General features: G+C 71.0%; 16 protein-coding genes and 2 pseudogenes. 11 read left to right on the forward strand and 7 right to left on the reverse strand.

Annotation, left to right across the window (positions count from 1 at the left end; genetic code table 11):
• The first annotated feature begins 2 nt into the window (after positions 1 to 2).
• On the forward strand, positions 3 to 785 hold the full coding sequence (locus AB0D34_RS09975; protein WP_362659236.1) for a DUF1684 domain-containing protein: 783 nt from the start codon (positions 3 to 5) through the stop codon (positions 783 to 785).
• A 211-nt stretch (positions 786 to 996) separates the two neighbouring features.
• Positions 997 to 1,902, forward strand: a complete 906-nt coding sequence (locus AB0D34_RS09980) for a S1 family peptidase (protein ID WP_362659239.1) — start codon at positions 997 to 999, stop codon at positions 1,900 to 1,902.
• Between the two features lie 60 nt (positions 1,903 to 1,962).
• On the opposite strand, the gene AB0D34_RS09985 is transcribed toward AB0D34_RS09980, so the two are convergent.
• On the reverse strand, positions 1,963 to 2,856 hold the full coding sequence (locus AB0D34_RS09985) for an alpha/beta hydrolase (RefSeq protein WP_362659242.1): 894 nt from the start codon (positions 2,854 to 2,856) through the stop codon (positions 1,963 to 1,965).
• A gap of 89 nt (positions 2,857 to 2,945) precedes the next feature.
• On the opposite strand from AB0D34_RS09985, the gene AB0D34_RS09990 reads away from it, so the two are divergent.
• The 4 genes from AB0D34_RS09990 (at position 2,946) to AB0D34_RS10005 (ending at position 9,777) form a co-directional block, all read left to right on the forward strand.
• Positions 2,946 to 3,908 (forward strand): slipin family protein, encoded by a 963-nt coding sequence (locus AB0D34_RS09990; RefSeq protein WP_362659245.1) that lies wholly within the window; start codon positions 2,946 to 2,948, stop codon positions 3,906 to 3,908.
• Positions 3,909 to 4,140: 232 nt separating this feature from the next.
• Positions 4,141 to 5,223, forward strand: a complete 1,083-nt coding sequence (locus AB0D34_RS09995; RefSeq protein ID WP_362659248.1) for a S1 family peptidase — start codon at positions 4,141 to 4,143, stop codon at positions 5,221 to 5,223.
• 169 nt (positions 5,224 to 5,392) lie between these two features.
• The gene (gene dnaE / locus AB0D34_RS10000) at positions 5,393 to 8,812 is read left to right on the forward strand and encodes a DNA polymerase III subunit alpha (RefSeq protein ID WP_362659251.1); all 3,420 of its coding nucleotides are present in this window, start codon (positions 5,393 to 5,395) and stop codon (positions 8,810 to 8,812) included.
• On the forward strand, positions 8,809 to 9,777 hold the full coding sequence (locus AB0D34_RS10005; RefSeq protein ID WP_362659254.1) for a hypothetical protein: 969 nt from the start codon (positions 8,809 to 8,811) through the stop codon (positions 9,775 to 9,777). Before dnaE ends, AB0D34_RS10005 begins: the two co-directional genes overlap by 4 nt.
• Before the next feature lie 3 nt (positions 9,778 to 9,780).
• Here the strand turns inward: AB0D34_RS10005 and AB0D34_RS10010 are convergent.
• A pseudogene (locus AB0D34_RS10010) lies at positions 9,781 to 9,897 on the reverse strand (cupin domain-containing protein); the annotation flags it as partial.
• Between the two features lie 115 nt (positions 9,898 to 10,012).
• Between AB0D34_RS10010 and AB0D34_RS10015 the strand changes: the two are divergent.
• Positions 10,013 to 10,192 (forward strand): annotated as a pseudogene (locus AB0D34_RS10015) (MarR family transcriptional regulator); the annotation flags it as partial.
• A gap of 129 nt (positions 10,193 to 10,321) precedes the next feature.
• Positions 10,322 to 11,185 (forward strand): alpha/beta fold hydrolase, encoded by an 864-nt coding sequence (locus AB0D34_RS10020; protein WP_362659257.1) that lies wholly within the window; start codon positions 10,322 to 10,324, stop codon positions 11,183 to 11,185.
• Positions 11,186 to 11,244: 59 nt separating this feature from the next.
• Here the strand turns inward: AB0D34_RS10020 and AB0D34_RS10025 are convergent, their stop codons facing one another.
• On the reverse strand, positions 11,245 to 12,216 hold the full coding sequence (locus AB0D34_RS10025) for a lytic polysaccharide monooxygenase (protein WP_362659260.1): 972 nt from the start codon (positions 12,214 to 12,216) through the stop codon (positions 11,245 to 11,247).
• A 140-nt stretch (positions 12,217 to 12,356) separates the two neighbouring features.
• Here AB0D34_RS10025 and AB0D34_RS10030 point away from each other — a divergent pair, with 140 nt between their 5' ends.
• Positions 12,357 to 12,806 (forward strand): GNAT family N-acetyltransferase, encoded by a 450-nt coding sequence (locus AB0D34_RS10030; RefSeq protein WP_362659263.1) that lies wholly within the window; start codon positions 12,357 to 12,359, stop codon positions 12,804 to 12,806.
• Between the two features lie 21 nt (positions 12,807 to 12,827).
• On the opposite strand, the gene AB0D34_RS10035 is transcribed toward AB0D34_RS10030, so the two are convergent.
• Positions 12,828 to 12,962, reverse strand: a complete 135-nt coding sequence (locus AB0D34_RS10035; protein ID WP_123759758.1) for a hypothetical protein — start codon at positions 12,960 to 12,962, stop codon at positions 12,828 to 12,830.
• Between the two features lie 140 nt (positions 12,963 to 13,102).
• On the opposite strand from AB0D34_RS10035, the gene AB0D34_RS10040 reads away from it, so the two are divergent.
• Positions 13,103 to 13,702, forward strand: a complete 600-nt coding sequence (locus AB0D34_RS10040) for a class I SAM-dependent methyltransferase (RefSeq protein WP_362659266.1) — start codon at positions 13,103 to 13,105, stop codon at positions 13,700 to 13,702.
• Here AB0D34_RS10040 and AB0D34_RS10045 read toward each other — a convergent pair.
• Complete coding sequence (locus tag AB0D34_RS10045; RefSeq protein ID WP_362659269.1) at positions 13,699 to 14,247, reverse strand: DUF402 domain-containing protein; 549 nt, start codon at positions 14,245 to 14,247, stop codon at positions 13,699 to 13,701. The two genes, AB0D34_RS10040 and AB0D34_RS10045, sit on opposite strands and share 4 nt — an antisense overlap.
• Positions 14,228 to 15,154, reverse strand: coding sequence for a GNAT family N-acetyltransferase (locus AB0D34_RS10050; protein WP_362659272.1), 927 nt, complete (start codon positions 15,152 to 15,154; stop codon positions 14,228 to 14,230). The genes AB0D34_RS10045 and AB0D34_RS10050 overlap by 20 nt, the downstream gene beginning before the upstream one ends.
• A 71-nt stretch (positions 15,155 to 15,225) precedes the next feature.
• Between AB0D34_RS10050 and AB0D34_RS10055 the strand changes: the two genes are divergently transcribed.
• A complete protein-coding gene (locus tag AB0D34_RS10055) occupies positions 15,226 to 15,597 on the forward strand; it encodes a GntR family transcriptional regulator (protein ID WP_362659275.1) in 372 nt (123 codons plus the stop codon).
• Here the strand turns inward: AB0D34_RS10055 and AB0D34_RS10060 are convergent.
• On the reverse strand, positions 15,582 to 16,367 hold the full coding sequence (locus AB0D34_RS10060; RefSeq protein ID WP_362659278.1) for a DUF72 domain-containing protein: 786 nt from the start codon (positions 16,365 to 16,367) through the stop codon (positions 15,582 to 15,584). The two genes, AB0D34_RS10055 and AB0D34_RS10060, sit on opposite strands and share 16 nt — an antisense overlap.
• Positions 16,368 to 16,372: the final 5 nt, after the last annotated feature.

The following is a 16,372-nucleotide window of genomic DNA, read 5'->3' on the forward strand; positions in this document are numbered from 1 at the left end:
ACATGACCACGGACGCGGCCGACGCGTGGAAGCAGTGGCACGAGCGGCGGGTCGAGACGGTCTCCGGACCCTACGGGCCGCTCGCGCTGACGGGGACCTACTGGCTGGACGACCATCCGGACGGACGGTTCCCCGGACTGCCCGGGATCTGGACGCCGGCGGACGGTGCGGTGGTGCTGACCGCCGCCGAGACGGACGGGCTGACCGTCGACGGACAGCCCTTCGCGGGTGAGGTCCGCCTCGCCGCCGACCTCGGGCCCACGGAGGCGTCCCGCGTGGCGTACAGCGAGCGCCGGCTGGTCGTGCTGGTGCGTGAAGGGGTGTGGGGCGTACGGGACTTCGACCCGGCCTCCGCGGCCCGGCGGGCGTTCCGCGGGATCGACGCCACGGCGTACGACCCGCGCTGGTCGGTGCCCGGGCGCTTCACGCCGTACGACTCCCGGCGGACCGTGCGGGTGCCGAACGCGGACGGGGTCGAGCGCGGGCTCGGACTCGGTGGCGAGGTGTCGTTCGTGCTCGACGGGCAGGAGCTGACGCTGACGGTCGCGGTCCGGGACGACGGCTCGCTGTGGGCGGTTTTCGGCGATACGACGAGCGGGCACAGCAGTTATCGGTTCCGGTTCCTCCACCCGTCCGCGCCGGACGCGGAGGGCCGTACGACGGTCGACTTCAACCGGGCGGTGCTGCCGCCGCGCGCCTTCGCCGACCACTTCATCTGCCCCTTTCCGCCGCCGGGGAACGTCCTGGGCATCGCCGTCGCCGCCGGGGAGCGCAACCTGGCCTGAGGGGCGTCCGGTTCACCCGGATCGCCAAGGTGGTTCAAAGGTCGACGGCCGAAAGGCGCCCTTGCGCCGACCGTCCGTTCGGCCGAATACTCCCCCTCAGCGCTTGTCAGGGGCACGGCGTGTCCGTAATCCGGACGTACCCGCCCCAGACTGCGCCTCACGGGCCCCGACCCCACGCGGGCCCCCGACTTCCCCTGGGAGGGAACGAAACGTGAGGATCAAGCGCACCACCCCCCGCAGTGGCATCGCGAGACGGACCCGGCTGATCGCCGGTACCACCGGACTCGTCGCCGCGGCAGCGATCGCGGTCCCCAGCGCCAACGCGACCGCCGCGACACCGTTCAGCACCGCCGAGCTCAAGAGCGCGAGCAGCTCGGTGCTCAAGGCCGACATCCCGGGCACCGCCTGGGCCGTCGACAGCAAGACCAACCGTGTGGTCGTCACCGCCGACAGCACGGTCTCGCAGGCCGAGATCGCCAAGATCAAGGAGCAGGCCGGCAGCAACGCCGACGCGCTCACGATCAAGCGGACCGCGGGCAAGTTCCAGAAGTACATCGGTGGCGGCGACGCCATCTATGCGAGTAGCTGGCGCTGCTCGCTCGGCTTCAACGTCCGTGACAGCGCGGGCAACTACTACTTCCTGACCGCCGGTCACTGCACCGACGGCGCGGGCACGTGGTGGTCCAACTCGGGCCACACCACGACCCTCGGCACCACCGCGGGCTCCAGCTTCCCGACGAACGACTACGGCATCGTCCGTTACACCAACACGTCGGTCAGCAAGGCGGGCACCGCGGGCAACACGGACATCACCAGTGCGGCCACCCCGAGCGTGGGCACCACGGTCACCCGTGACGGCTCGACCACCGGTATCCACAGCGGCCGCGTCACCGCCCTGAACGCGACCGTCAACTACGGCGGCGGTGACGTCGTCTACGGCATGATCCAGACCACGGTCTGCGCCGAGCCCGGTGACTCCGGCGGCTCGCTGTACGGCACCAACGGTGTCGCCTACGGCCTGACCTCCGGCGGCAGCGGCAACTGCACCTCCGGCGGTACGACCTTCTTCCAGCCGGTCACCGAGGCGCTGAGCGCGTACGGCGTGAGCGTCTTCTAGGACCGGTTTCATCGCAGCCAGCACCTGGTGAGCCCTCGTACGCGCCTGTCGTACGGGGGCTCACCGCGGTCCTGGCGCGGCCGGTCCGGGGCCGGCGCACAGCCAGTCCAGTACGGCCGGCAGGGCCTCAAGGGCCCCGAAGTGACCGGCGCCCTGCTGGAGGACGGGACGGACCCGGGGGACGCGGTCCGCGAGCCACTTGAAGTGGCCGACCGGCGAGAGGGTGTCCTGGGCGCCGTGCCACAGCAGGACGGGCCGGGTGACGGCCGCCGGGTCGAAGCCCCAGTTGCTCAGCAGGGCGAGATGGTCGTCGAGCCAGCCGTACGACGATCTGCGCACCGCCTCACGGTAGGTGCGCAGCAGCAGCTCGGCCACCGCCGGGTCGGAGACGGTCCGCCGGTCGGAGTCGCTGAGCCCGTCGCGCAGGGAGACGAGCAGCTGCGCGGGGTCCCGGCGGATGTCTGCGGCCCGGGCGGCGAGCCGTTCGGCGAAGGCCAGCGGGTCGGTGAGCGCCAGGGTGAACTCCTCGACGCCGGAGTGGGCCATGCCGTCGAACCAGCTCAGGTCCCTCGCGTCCGGCGGGGCGGGTGACGCCAGTACCGCCGCCCGCCGTACCCGGGAGGGCAGCAGCGCGGCACAGGCCAGGGCGTGCGGGCCACCGCCAAAGTGGCCGAGCACCGAGAAGCGGTCGAGGCCGAGGGCGCCGGCCAGCTCCGCCACGTCCCGGGCGGCGTCGGCCACCCGGCGTCCCGGCAGCCGGTCCGAGTCGCCGTAGCCGGGACGGTCGTAGGAGATGAACCGGATCTGGGGGTGCGCGGCGACGACGTCCGGGGGGACGACCGGGAGGCGGCACCCGGGGGTGTCGTGCAGCAGTACCACCGGGGTGCCGCCCGGGTCGCCGTACTCCTCGGCCGTCAGCCGGCGGCCGTCCTGTGTTCGTATGCCGTGGGCCACCTGTGTCCTCCGTCTCCCCAACGCGAACATCGCGGAGTTACCGTCGAAGTACACACCTTGAGCACCTGGTTCGGACCCTGGGGGCCGCAATGGTCGAGGAGCTGGTGGCGGCGGGCGTGACGCTCGTGTCCGCTGGAGCGGTGTACGTGATGGCGGCGGCGCGGGTCGTCAAGCAGTACGAACGGGGCGTGGTCTTCCGCCTCGGCAAACTCCGGTCGGAAGTGCGCGGGCCGGGGTTCACGATGATCGTTCCGGGCGTCGACAAGCTCCGGAAGGTCAACATGCAGATCGTGACGATGCCGGTGCCCGGGCAGGAGGGCATCACCCGGGACAACGTCACGGTGCGCGTCGACGCCGTCGTCTACTTCAAGGTGACCTCGCCGGCCGAGGCGGTCGTGCGGGTCGAGGACTACCGGTTCGCCGTCGCGCAGATGGCGCAGACCTCGCTCAGGTCCATCATCGGCAAGAGCGAGCTGGATGATCTGCTCTCCAACCGCGAAAAGCTCAACCAGGGGCTGGAGTTGATGATCGACAGCCCGGCCGTGGAGTGGGGCGTCACGATCGACCGCGTCGAGATCAAGGACGTGTCCCTGCCCGAGACCATGAAGCGGTCCATGGCCCGGCAGGCCGAGGCGGACCGGGAGCGGCGGGCGCGGGTCATCAACGCGGACGCGGAGCTCCAGGCGTCGAAGAAGCTGGCCGAGGCGGCCAAGGAGATGTCCGAGCAGCCCGCCGCGCTGCAACTGCGGCTGCTGCAGACGGTGGTGGCGGTGGCGGCGGAGAAGAACTCGACGCTGGTGCTGCCGTTCCCGGTGGAGTTGCTGCGGTTCCTGGAGAAGGCGCAGCAAGGGGTGGCGGCCGCGCCGCCGGCTGTCTCGTCACCGGTCCCGGCCCCGGTCCCGGCCCCGGTCTCGTCACCGGCCTCGTCTCCGGCTGTCGCATCGCCGGCTGCCGCGCCGCCGGCGGTCGAGCAACCGGTGCAGGAGCAACTCCCGCCTCCCGTGCCCCGTCTGGATCCCGCTTCGCAAGAGTCGGATTCAAGACAGGACTAGACCTCACGCATTGCTGATGAGTTACCCGCTCGTAGTGTTTGCACTGCGAATTCGCCTGGCGTGACTGTCCACGGTCAAGTTGAAGGGGGCGTGCAACCGCGTTCTACGCGCGTCCGGAAGTCAACCTTGTGCGCCCCCTGCGGGGTTCGGAAGAGTGGGCGCCGGTCAACCAGCCTTCCGGCCCGTGAGGTCCCCACAATCTCCCGGCCGACCCCCCACAGGAGGACGCGAGTTGAAGCACCGACGGATATCCAGGCGACGGATCGTCGTGGCAGGCGCGGGCGTTACCGCACTGGTCGCAACGGGAGTCACCTTGCAGACTGCGAACGCCAGCGAGACGCCGGCCACGCCCGAAGTCAAGACCCTCTCGGCCCTCGCGGCCGGAAAGCTCGCCTCGACACTCGGGGCGGATCTCGGCACGGACGCGGCCGGGATGTTCTACGACGCGAAGACCAGGAGTCTCGTGGTGAACGTGCTCGACGAGGACGCGGCGCACACCGTGTCGGCGGCCGGGGCCACGGCGAGAATCGTCTCGAACTCCCTCGCCGAGCTGAAGAGCGCGCGTACGACGCTGTCCAGTGACGCGACCATCCCGGGGACGTCCTGGGTGACCGACCCCACCACCAACAAGGTCGTCGTCACCGCCGACCGTACGGTGTCCTCCGCCGAGTGGGCCAAGCTCACCAAGGTGGTCGACGGGCTGGGCTCGGTGGCCGAACTCCAGCGCACCAAGGGGGAGTTCAAGCCCTTCATCGCGGGCGGTGACGCGATCAGCGGTTCCGGCGGGCGGTGCTCGCTGGGCTTCAACGTGGTCAAGGGCGGGGAGCCGTACTTCCTCACCGCGGGGCACTGCACCGAGGCCATCTCGACGTGGTCGGACGCCGACGGGAACCAGATCGGCACCAACGAGGTGTCGAGCTTCCCGGACAACGACTACGGGCTGGTGAAGTACACGGCTGAGGTCGACCACCCGAGCGAGGTGAACCTCTACAACGGATCCGCGCAGGCGATCACCGGCGCGGCGTCGGCGACCGTCGGCCAGTCGGTGACGCGCAGCGGGTCCACGACCCAGGTGCACTCCGGGAAGGTCACCGGACTGGACGCCACGGTGAACTACGGCAACGGCGACATCGTCAACGGGCTGATCCAGACCGACGTCTGCGCGGAGCCCGGCGACAGCGGCGGCTCGCTGTTCTCCGGCAGCAACGCGATCGGGCTGACGTCGGGTGGCAGCGGTGACTGCACCTCCGGCGGGGAGACGTTCTTCCAGCCGGTGACGGAGGCGCTGTCGGCGACGGGGACGTCGATCGGCTGACGGGTCTGTGCGGTGAGCCCCGTCCCCTGTGTGGGGGGCGGGGCTTTCCGATTATGGGGTGTTTTTGCAGGTGAAGGGTGGCCGAAGGCTTCTCGTACAAGAGTTCGAAGATAGGGGTATGGTGGTGCTGAGGCAGTAGGGAACTGATGTTCGAGAGCGGGAGGTGCGGATGCCTGGCTTCACCCATCTGCACACCGTCTCCGGGTTCTCCCTGCGCTACGGCGCCTCGCACCCGGAGCGCCTGGCCGAGCGCGCCTCCGAGCGGGGCGTGGACGCCCTCGCCCTGACCGACCGGGACACCCTCGCCGGTACGGTCCGCTTCGCCAAGGCCTGTGCGAAGGCGGGGGTGCGGCCGTTGTTCGGAGTGGGCCTCGCGGTGGAGGAGGCCGAGCCCGTACGGCAGGAGCGGCGCCGCGCTCCCGTACGGGGCGGTGCCTTCATCGATGAGTCGACACCCCGGGTCACCTTCCTCGCCCGGGACGGCGCCCGGGGCTGGGCCGACCTGTGCCGGCTCGTCACGGCGGCACACGCGGGGGAAGGCTCGCCGCTGCTGCCCCGGGCCGAGAACCGGGGGGACGGGCTGACCGTGCTGCTCGGGCCCGCCTCCGACGTCGGCCGCGCCCTCGCCGCGGGGCGTCCCGACCGGGCCGCCCGGCTGCTCGTTCCCTGGCGGGAGACCTACGGTGACGCCCTGCGCCTCGAAGCCGTCTGGCACGGGCGCGAGGGCACCGGCCCGGGCTCCCTGCGGCTGGCCGCCCGTACCGTCGGCTTCGCCGCCGAGCAGCGGGTGCGGCCCGTGCTCAGCAACGCCGTCCGGTACGCCGACCCCGGGCTCGGGCCGGTCGCCGACGTGCTGGACTCCGCCCGGCGGCTCGTCCCCGTCGGCGCCCTCAAGGAGCTGGACTCCGACGAGGCCTGGCTCAAGGACGCGGACGCCATGCTGGGGGCCGCCGAGCGGATCGTCGAGGCCGCGGGCTTCCGGCGCGACACCGCCCACCGGCTGCTGGAGCAGACACGGGCGACGGCCGCCGAGTGCCTGGTCGACCCCGAGGACGACCTCGGTATCGGCACCGTCCACTTCCCCGAGCCGCACCTCGTCGGCGCGGACCGCCGCACCGCCCAGCGCACGCTGGCCTCGCGGGCGGCGGCGGGGATGGTGCTGAAGGGGTACGCGGGCAGGCGGACGTACTGGGACCGGATGCACCAGGAACTGGACATCATCGCCCACCACGGCTTCGCCTCCTACTTCCTGACGGTCGCTCAGGTCGTGGACGACGTACGGGACATGGGGATCCGGGTGGCCGCCCGTGGCTCCGGGGCCGGGTCGCTCGTCAACCACCTCCTCGGCATCGCCCACGCCGATCCGGTCGAACACGGGCTGCTGATGGAGCGGTTCCTGTCCAAGCGCAGGCTCGTGCTGCCGGACATCGACATCGACGTGGAGTCCGCGCGCCGCCTGGAGGTCTACCGGGCGATCATCGGCCGGTTCGGCACCGAGCGGGTCGCGACGGTCGCGATGCCGGAGACGTACCGGGTGCGGCACGCGATCCGGGACGTCGGCGCGGCCCTGTCGATGGACCCCGCCGACATCGACCGCATCGCCAAGTCCTTCCCGCACATCCGGGCGCGGGACGCCCGCGCGGCGCTGGCGGAACTGCCCGAACTCAAGGCGCTCGCGGAAGAGGAGGGGCGGTACGGCCGGTTGTGGGAGCTGGTCGAGGCCCTCGACGCGCTTCCCCGGGGGATCGCCATGCACCCGTGCGGGGTGCTGCTCTCCGACGCGTCCCTGCTCCGCCGTACGCCGGTCGTGCCGACCAGTGGCGAGGGGCTGCCCATGTCGCAGTTCGACAAGGAGGACGTCGAGGACCTCGGGCTGCTCAAGCTGGATGTGCTGGGCGTGCGGATGCAGTCGGCGATGGCGCACGCGGTCGCGGAGGTGGAGCGGGCGACGGGGGAGCGGGTCGACCTGGACGCCGTACCGCCGGGCGACCCGGCGACGTACCAACTCATCCGTTCCACCGAGACGTTGGGCTGCTTCCAGATCGAGTCGCCGGGGCAGCGGGACCTGGTCGGACGGTTGCAGCCGGCGACCTTCCACGACCTCGTCGTCGACATCTCGCTCTTCCGGCCGGGACCGGTCGCCGCCGACATGGTGCGGCCGTTCATCGAAGCCAGGCACGGGCGGGCGCCGGTGCGCTATCCGCACCCGGACCTGGCGGAGCCGCTGAAGGGGACGTACGGGGTCGTCGTCTTCCACGAGCAGATCATCGACATCGTCGACATCATGACCGGGTGCGGGCGCGGCGAGGCGGACCGGGTGCGGCGCGGGCTGTCCGACCCGGAGTCACAGGGGCGGATCCGGTTCTGGTTCGCGCAGCACGCGGCGGCGAACGGCTATGACGCGGAAACGATTCAGCGGACCTGGGAGATCATCGAGGCCTTCGGGTCGTACGGCTTCTGCAAGGCGCACGCGGTCGCCTTCGCCGTACCGACGTACCAGTCGGCGTGGCTGAAGGCGCACCACCCGGCCGCCTTCTACGCCGGGCTGCTCACGCACGATCCCGGGATGTACCCGAAGCGGCTGCTGCTGGCGGACGCGCGGCGGCGCGGGGTGCCGATCCTGCCGTTGGACGTGAACGGGTCCGGGGTCGCACACAGGATCGAACTGGTGTCTGAATCTACTTGGGGATTGCGCCTCGCCCTCTCCGATGTGCACGGCATCAGCGAGGCCGAGGCGGCACGGATCGCGGACGGGCAGCCGTACGCCTCACTGCTGGACTTCTGGGAGCGGGCACGGCCGAGTCGGCCCGTGGCTCAACGGCTTGCCCAAGTGGGGGCGTTGGACTCCTTCGGTGCCAATCGGCGGGATCTGCAACTGCACCTGACCGAGCTGCAGCGGGGCGGGCGAGGTGCGGGCGGCGGCCAACTCCCCCTGGCCGGTGGGAAGAAGACCGCTCCCGCCGGGCTGCCGGACCTCTCCTCCGTGGAGCGGCTCAGTGCCGAACTGGGAGTGCTGTCGATGGACGTCTCGCGCAATCTGATGGACGACCACCAGGAGTTCCTGCGGGAGTTGGGCGTGGTCAGCGCGCGGCGGCTGCGGGAGGCACGGCACGGGGAGACCGTGCTGGTCGCGGGTGCCAAGGCGGCCACCCAGACACCGCCGATCCGGTCCGGCAAGCGGGTCATCTTCTCCACCCTCGACGACGGCACCGGCCTGGTCGACCTCGCCTTTTTCGACGACTCGCACGACGCCTGCGCGCACACCGTCTTCCACTCCTGGCTGCTGCTGGTGCGCGGAGTGGTGCAGCGGCGCGGCCCGCGCAGCCTCAGCGTGGTGGGCGCGGCCGCCTGGAACCTCGCCGAACTGGTCGAACTGCGGGACGGCGAAGGCCTCGACGCGGTGGCGGCACGGCTGGCGGAGCCGGTTCCGGAGCGGACGGGTGACGCGGCCGGGGATCCGACCGGCGGCCGGCGAATCCAAATGCCGACGGGATACGAACTGCATCCGTGGGCCGATCTACGACCGGCGGGTCAAGAGGCTTCACAGGTACGGAAGTTGTGGCACCAGAGTCCGGGGAGTGCGGGATGACCATCCTCTGCGTACGTTTCCAGCTGCCGCCGACACAGGAGGCGGCCCTGCCCGAACTGCTCGGCCTGCTGGAGGAGTTCACGCCGGTCGTCGAGGCGCTGCCGCCGGACGGGGCGCTGGCCGATCTGCGGGGCGCCGAACGGTACTTCAAGCGGGACGCCGTGGAGCTGGCCTCGGTGATCCGGGTCCGCTCCCTCGCGCTGCACGGGATCGACTGCGCGATCGGCGCCGGGCCCGGACCGATGCTGGCACGCATGGCGCTGAAAGACGCACGGCCGGGGCTGACCTGTGCGGTCCCCGAGGCCATGGTCGCGGACTTCCTCGCCGACCGGCCCGTCGCCGCGCTCCCCGGCGTCGGCGCCGCGACCGCCCGCGTCCTGTGCGAGTACGGCCTCGACACCCTGGGCCGGGCCGCCGCCGCACCCCTGTCCACGCTCCAGCGCCTGGTCGGCGCGAAGCTCGGCCGCGAACTGCACGAGAAGGCGAACGGCGTGGACCGCGGCCGGGTGGTCCCGAACGGCGTCTCCCGGTCCCTGGCCACCGAACGCCCCTTCACCCGCGACGAGTTGGACCCCGACCGACACCGCCGCGCTCTCCTCTCCGCCGCCGAGGAACTGGGCTCCCGACTGCGCGCCCTCGACAAGGTCTGCCGCACCCTGACCCTCACCGTGCGCTACGCCGACCGCACCGCGACCACCCGCAGCCGTACCCTCGGCGAACCCACCGCCCACTCGGCGGCCCTGACCAGGGCGGCCTACGGCATGTACGAGGCGCTGGGCCTCCAGCGGGCCAGGGTCCGCTCCATCGCCCTGCGCGCCGAGGGCCTCGACCCCGCCGAGCAGGCCTCCCACCAGCTCACCTTCGACCCCACCGACGAGAAACTCCGCCGCATCGAGGAGGCCGCGGACCGCGCCCGGGCCCGGTTCGGCCCGCTGGCGGTGGTGCCGGGGACGCTGGCCGCGTAGGGGTCAGTTCGCCCGCGGGGGAGTGATGCGGGTGCCGTCGGCCGGTTCCGCCTCCAGGCCGACGGAGGCGGTGACCCAGGTGAGCGCGGTGTGGTCGGTCGGGTTCTCGACGGCCAGGGTGGGTGAGTGCGTGCGCTGTTGTCGATGTGGCCGACGCTGCCTGCCAGGGCCAGGGCCAGGGCCAGGACCTGGGACGTGGGTCACCGGCCTCGGTCGTACCGCCCCGCTATGTCCCGCCCGGGCCCGGCTGGTCGTGCTCACCGGGCGGGGGTGGGCCTGCACCCATGCGGCGGAAGAGGCCGCGGCGGAGGCCGTTGAGGCGTGGGTCGATGTCATCGGTGAGGGTGAAGTACGCGCGTTGTGCAAGCAATTGGGGCGCATTGCCCCCTATGGTCCCATCAGGCCCGCCTGGTGATTTTACTGACGCGTAACTTCACAAGTTCACTACTCGTCCGTAACTTTCGAATTGAACAGCATCCTTCGTGATCCGGATCACAGGGCGTAAGGCCATCGCAACTCCCTTGAGCCGCAAGGAGATCACCCGATGCTGCCCTGGAAACGACTGCTCAGACCCCTCGCCGCCCTGCTCCTGACCGCCGCGGTCGCCGTCGTCCCCGCCGCCGGAGTCGCCCAGGCAAACGCCGCCCCCACCAGCGGCTGGAACGACTACTCCTGCAAACCCTCCGCCGCCCACCCCCGCCCCGTCGTCCTCGTCCACGGCACCTTCGCCAACTCCGTCGACAACTGGCTGGCCCTCGCCCCCTACCTGAAGAGCCGCGACTACTGCGTCTTCTCCCTCGACTACGGCCAACTGCCCGGCGTCCCCCTCTTCCACGGCCTCGGCCCCATCGACAAGTCGGCCGAGCAGCTGAAGACCTTCGTCGACAAGGTGCTCGCGGCCACCGGCGCCCCCGAGACCGACCTCGTCGGCCACTCGCAGGGCGGCCTGATGCCCCGCTACTACCTCAAATTCCTGGGCGGAGCCGCCAAGGTGAACGCCCTCGTCGGTATCGCCCCCGACAACCACGGCACCACCCTGTCGGGCCTCACCAACCTGCTGCCGTACTTCCCGGGCATCCAGGACCTGCTCACCACCAACACCCCCGCCCTCGCCGACCAGGTCGTGGGCTCCGCCTTCCTCACCAAGCTCAACGAGGGCGGCGACACCGTCCCCGGCGTCAAGTACACCGTCCTCGCCACCCAGTACGACGAGGTCGTGACGCCGTACCGGAGCCAGTTCCTCAGCGGGCCCGGCGTCCACAACGTCCTGCTCCAGGACCTGTGCCCGCTCGACCTCTCCGAGCACGTGGCGATCGGCCTGTTCGACCGGATCGCCTTCCACGAGGTGGCCAACGCGCTCGACCCGGCGCATGCCACCGCCACCACCTGTGCGTCGGCGTTCAGTTGACCGATACCGGGGCCTGTCCGGCCTGAGCCGCCGGTCAGGCCCCGGAGTTCATGAGGTCATCAACGGCCATGCCGTCCGCCGCCGTTCACCGCGCGCCGCAGCATCGAGCCGAACAAGATCGCCGCGCCGGCCGCGAGCGTGGCCGCGCCACCCATAGCGAGATACGACGTGCTGCTGTCGCCGCCCGTCTCGGCGAGGTTCTGCGAAGTGCCCGCCGCCTGTAAGTCGTTGGCGGGGGCGCTCTCCGTCCCTGCCATCGGTTCGGCCGACGTGCCGGCGTCGTCGTCACCGTGCCCGTGGTGCTCCACCGTCGACTTGTCGGTGCCGTCCTCGATCTGCTCCTCGGAGGGTGCGGAGGCGCTTGGAGCCGGAGTCGAGACCGCGCCACCGGAGTCGCCCCCGAACGTCACGTCCGAGCAGGAGTAGAACGCCTCCGGGCTGTCCGAGCGCTGCCAGACCGCGTACAGCAGCTGCTTGCCGGAACGCTGCGGAAGCGTGCCGGAGAACGTGTAGAAGCCGCCCGAGGCGACCGGGTCGGTGGCCGTCGCGACCGGGTTCGACAGATCCAGGTCGTCCCAGGCCAGCGGCTGCGAGTGGTCGTAGCCCGGCTTGGTCAGGTACACCGTGAAGGTGCCCTTGTGCGGGGCGGTCACGCGGTACTTGAAGGTGTACGACCCGCTGCGCACGCTCGTCGCGGGCCAGTCGGCGCGGGCCAGGTCGAGTCCCTTGAACTCGTCGTTGTCGGCGCTGCACAGCCTGCCGTCCGGGATCAGCTCCTGGTGCCGTCCGTTCGCGTCGCCGATGCGGATGCCGTTCCAGTCGTAGAGGGCCTGGGTACCGCCCGCCGCGACCGCCGCCCGGCACGCGTTGGACTTCGGGCTCTCGGGACCCTCCGCGTAGCACTGCGAGACCCGGCTGACCGGGTCGCCCATCGAGCCGTGCGCGGACGCGGGCATGGCGGCCAGCGCGGTCAGGGCGAGCGGGGCCAGGCCGACGGCGGCGACTGCGGCGGCCTTGCGGCGTGCGGGCATGGGGGATCTCCTCGGAACCGGAACTGACGGGTGCCGGATCAAAGAAACCGTGAAATCCCCAGCTTGTGAGAGTCGGTGGCGATCTTTATGGCCCTCTTAAGGGAGTGCTGAGCCAGAGATCAGGTAGGTAGCGTGCGCGCATGACGAACGAGGAGATCCGGCCCGCCGAAGCGGCCGACGTACCGGCCGTGAAGGCCGTGACCGACGCGGCGTACACGCACTACATCGAGCGCATCGGGCAGGTGCCGCAGCCCATGGAGCGGGACCACGCGGCGAACGTGGCCGCGGGGCAGGTGTTCGTCACGGGGGATCCCGTGGTCGGGCTCGTGGTGGTCGAGGCGCGCGAGGATCATCTGTACCTCGACAACATCGCCGTCCGTCCCGACGCCCAGGGACAGGGCGTGGGCGGACGGCTGCTGCGGTTCGTCGAGGCACACGCGCGTGCGCTGGGCCTGTCCGAGGTCAGGCTCTACACCAACGCGCTGATGTGGGAGAACCAGAAGATCTACCCGAAGTTCGGTTATGAGGTCGTGGAACGGCGAGTGGACGGGCCCTATGACCGCGTCCACTACCGCAAGCGACTGGTCTGAGACGGGGCATGGCAGGCGCCGTCAGCCGTCGGGCCACCAGGTGCGGGCGATGTCCTTGCGGACCTCGGGTCGTCCCGCGGGACGCTCGTCGGCCTCCTCGCGGATCCGGCGGGCGTCCGTCCTCTTCAGGGGCTTCTGCACGGTAGTACGGCGCATGGCTGCCTCCTTCAGCGTCTACCGAGTTCCGCGTTCTCACGGAGGTAGACCCTTTGGGGGAGAGTTCCTCATCGGTCAGTGGTCTGTCAGTGGCGGTTGTCACGATTCGGCTGTCAGTGGCGGGTGTCACTCTTGGGCACATGACGGAGAACAGTGGTGTGGGGGGCGTGGACTGGGACGCCGAGGCGGCCTCTTTCGACGAGGAGGCGGATCACGGGTTGCGCGACCCCGACGTACGGCGGGCCTGGGCCGGGCGGCTGCGCGGGTGGCTGCCGGGGGCGCCCTCCGACGTCCTCGATCTCGGGTGCGGGACCGGGAGTCTGTCGCTCCTCGCGGCCGAGCAGGGACACCGGGTGACCGGGGTGGATCTCTCTCCGGCCATGGTGGAGCGGGCTCGTGCGAAGCTCGCCGGGCGTGACGCGGTGTTCCTGGTCGGTGACGCTGCGGTGCCGCCGGTGGGGGAGCAGCGGTTCGATGTCGTTCTTGTACGGCATGTGCTGTGGGCGCTGCCGGATCCCGGGCGGGTGCTGCGGCGGTGGTGGGGGTTGTTGCGGCCGGGTGGGCGGTTGGTGCTGGTGGAGGGGGTGTGGGGTTCGGTGGGGATACCGGCGGAGGTGTTGACGGGGTTGGTGGAGCCGCTCGGGGCGCGTGTGCTGGTGGAGCGGCTCTCGGGGGATTCCCTGTTGTGGGGGAAGGACGTGGATGACGAGCGGTATGCGGTGGTGGTGAGGGGCGACTAAGAACTCGGGAGCCAGTGTGGTGTGTCGGCTGCGGGTGCGTTGTGGCTTGTCGCGCAGTTCCCCGCGCCCCTGACTTGGGCCAGTTGCTCCAGGTCGTTCAGTGCTGTCAGTGCCGCTGACGCCGCCGCCGGGTCGCTCTCCGCCAAGCCGCTCTCCTCGAACTCGTCCTCGTCCAGGCGCAGTACCTCCTTGCCGTCCGCCGAGACCCACAGGTCCAGGTCCAGGTCCTCTACGGTCAGCTCGGTGCCGTCGAGTGTCGCCGGGCGGGTGATGTCGCAGTACCAGCCCTTGAGGGCGCCGGAAGAGTCGTGGATCTCCTTCACGGCGTACCAGCGGTCCCGCCAGTAGTGCTCGGTGAAGACGTCGCCCGGCTCGAAGCGGACGAAGCCGAAGTCGCGGACGCCCGCTCCCGCCCAGGGGGCGCGGACGGTGATGCGGGTGCCGTCGTCGGTGAGGAGCTCGGCCCCGTAACGGATCTTCGTGCGGCCCGCCTTGCGCAGGACGACGTCCACACGCTGAACAGCCTCAGGTGAGTTCGCGGACATGGCGTACCTCCGTGGCGCGGATCTCGTATCCGAACCATTTGTTGATCGCGAGCATGGGTTCGTTGCCGGCGTCGTTGCCCGTGAGGGCCTCCGTGTATCCGGCGGCGCGGGCGCGGTGCAGCGAGACGTTCTTGGCGAGCTTGGCGAGGCCCCGGCCGCGGAAGGCGCGGGCGGTGCCGGTCATGGCGGTGGCGTAGCGGCTGCCGTGGGTGTGGGCGGCGCTGAAGGCGGCGGGGCGGCCGTCGACGAGGGCGATCGTGGTCAGGGCGTGGTCGAGGAGCGGGTGCTTCCAGTTCTCCTCGATCCAGAGGCCGTAGTCCGTGAACTCGGTGTCCACGTCGCTCGGTTCGTCCACGGTGGTCTCCGCGTCCAGCTCGAAGAAGGGACGCGGGTCGTCCGCGAAGTCGGCGGCGGTGCGCAGTTCGACACCCGGGGGAGGGATCTGGAGCGGGGGCAGCGTGGCGTTCGCCAGGTCCAGGCCGAGGAAGTGCGCGGAGCGGCTTGGCCGGTAACCGTGCCGCTCGGCGAAGGCGCGGCTCCGCGGCTCGTCCAGGACCCAGGAGAACAGCTTGGTCGCGCCGTGCGCCGCCAGGTGATCCTCCGCGGTACGGACGAGGAGGGCACCGGCGCCGCGCCCGGTGCGGTCCGGGCGTACGTAGATGTTCAGGTAGCCGTGGCCGGGCTCCGGGCTGTCGTGGGCGAGGCCGAGCTGGGCCGTTCCGATCACCTCGCCGTCCGCCTCCGCGACGAGGGAGCGGTAGTGGGCGTCCGGGTGGGTGTGGAGGGCGCGGTGCAGGACAGCGGCCGGAGCCCAGAGCACGAACGGAAGGGCCAGATGGCGGGCGTGGGTGAAGTTCTCGACGTCGGCCGGATCTTCCGGGCGGAGGTCTCGCACGATCACGGTCATGAAGGCGCACGTTACGTGCGGGGTGTGCGCGGGTGCCTCTCATTTTCCGGTGGGTGCGGGACAATCGGCTCGTGACCTTGAAGATCCACATCGACGACAGCGCACCGCCGTACGAGCAGGTGCGGGTGCAGATCTCCGAGCAGGCGCGGGCGGGGGTGCTGCCGGTGGGGTACCGGCTGCCGACCGTGCGCGGGCTCGCCGAGTCGCTCGGGCTCGCCGCGAACACCGTGGCCAAGGCGTATCGGGCGCTGGAGAGCGACGGGGTGATCGAGACGCGGGGGCGCAACGGCACGGTGGTCGCTGCGGCGGGCTCGGCGGCGGAGAGGGAGCTTGCCTCGGCCGCGCAGGCGTACGTCGAGCGGGCGCGGCGGCTGGGGCTGACGGAGGCCGATGCGCTGGCGGCCGTACGGGATGCGCTGCGGGCCGGTTACGGGGAGGGCTGAGCGGAGTCCGGCACCGCGGGAGCGCGCCGCCGGGGCTGATCACCGTCGCGGTGGAAAAGACTCTCGAACGTGACCGCGTTCCGAACGGCGGCACCGTTCGGGTCGTTGTTGAAGTACGCGTACACGTCCTCGTTCCCGGGCCAGGTCGCCTCGATCCGCTCGGCCCAGGTCTCCAAGGACCGTCTGCCGTAGTGCGGCCAGGCCCGTGCCCGGCCTTCGTGGAAGCGGACGTATCCCCAGTCGGCGGTGCGCCACAGCGGTGCCACCGGACGGGCCCGTACGTCGGCCCAGCACAGAGCCGCGCCCCGGGTCTCCAGGACCTTGCGGACCTGCGGTGTCCACCAGGAGTCGTGGCGGGGCTCCACGGCGACCCGGGTCGACGACGGGAAACAGGTCAGGCACCGGTCCAGCAGTTCCGCGTCCGCCCGCAGCGTCGGGGGCAGCTGGAGCAGTACCGGGCCCAGTCGGTCGCCCAGGCCTTCCGCGTGGCTCATCAGGCGTTCCACCGGCTCCTGGGGATCGCGGAGTCGCTTGATGTGGGTCAGATAGCGGCTGGCCTTCACCGCCACCACGAAGTCCTCCGGGACCCGGTCCCGCCACCTCTCGAAGTTCTCCCGGGTCGGCAGCCGGTAGAACGCGTTGTTGATCTCGACCGTCGGGAAGTGCGCCGCGTACTCCTCCAGCCAGAGGCGCACGGGCACGTCGGCGGGGTACAGGACGTCACGCCAGTCCTTGTACTGCCACCCCGACGTGCCGACGTACAGGGCCATACCTC

The organism is Streptomyces sp. NPDC048420 (assembly GCF_040651535.1).
Taxonomy (GTDB): Bacteria; Actinomycetota; Actinomycetes; order Streptomycetales; family Streptomycetaceae; genus Streptomyces.